Below are 1,019 nucleotides of genomic sequence, written 5' to 3'. Positions count from 1 at the left end.
CTGAACCTGATCGCCGAGAGCAATCCCGGAGTTGTTCGGATCGCTGATGTAGATGCCCGAATTGCCGCTCTGGAGACCAAAGCCCTTGTCGTAGAAGCTGGATTCGAATACTCCGGACGGCGTAGTCGCGGTTCCCACGACGGTGACCGTCGTTCCGATGGCCTGCGCACGGGCTGCCGCGATGGAGTCCGCGGACACCTCACCGGCGACTGCTGCCGGCTCCGCCGTTGCTGCAGTGCCGACAAACATGGTGGCTGCGGCCGCAACGGCCAGTGCCGTCACACCCCGCCGCAGGACCGGACCGGCAAGAACGCTGTCTCGAAACATGTTTGAGGACTCCCCTGTGATTTCGTGGCCGCGCAGGCCCTCCTGATGGAGTGCCGCCTTCGCCCACCCTGAGGCACAGGTTATTACAGGTCGGACGCCGCAGCGGTGATGACATTCCGTCACCACCGCTGCGTCTGGGCCTTCGAGTTTCAGGAACCGGAGCTTCCGGACGAACCGCTCGAGCCGCTGGAACCGCTGGATCCTGTTCCGCCACCGAGATCGTCGAGAGGATCGCTACCGGTGAGGCCGCCCGGGTACAGGTAGGCGTCGGCGATCGTGCTGAGCGAGGTTCCCGACGTGGCCGGCACCTTTGCGCGCCAGTTGACGATCGGATTCAGCACTCCGAAGGGCCCGCAGCCACTGGCGGCGGGAAGCGCGAAGCCGGTGGCCTCGTTCCCGACCGGGCTCACCTTGAGCGCAGTCGACGGAAGCACCGTGTAGGTCGGCACCACCGACGGGTCAGGCGCGAGACGGAGATTCACCGGCGCCGCTGCGGAACCCAGGTAGCAGTTGTCACCGAGGAACGCGTTGTTGATCTTCATCCGCACCGGGATGCTCAGATCCATGTCGGTGATGATGCCGTTGAGCGTCGGCGCAGCCGTTGCCTCCACCTCGGCCGTTACTGCGGCCAGGCCGAAGAGATTGCCGAACGGAAGCCGACCATCTCCATGTCGTCGACGCGCCCCAGATGC

Annotated in this window: 1 protein-coding gene and 1 pseudogene; both read right to left on the bottom strand. The window is 65.2% G+C overall.

The annotated features are described in order from the left end of the window. On the bottom strand, nucleotides 1-327 hold a 327-nt coding region (locus tag ABT116_RS50395; RefSeq protein WP_351648584.1), incomplete at its 3' end, for a hypothetical protein. A gap of 149 nt (nucleotides 328-476) precedes the next feature. Continuing rightward, nucleotides 477-1,019: pseudogene (locus tag ABT116_RS50390) on the bottom strand (hypothetical protein); the annotation flags it as partial.

This window comes from Streptomyces sp. NPDC002130 (assembly GCF_040296465.1).
Lineage (GTDB): Bacteria > Actinomycetota > Actinomycetes > Streptomycetales > Streptomycetaceae > Streptomyces.
Note: the sequence above shows the minus strand (reverse complement) of the source record. Positions and strands in the feature narration are given on the sequence as shown.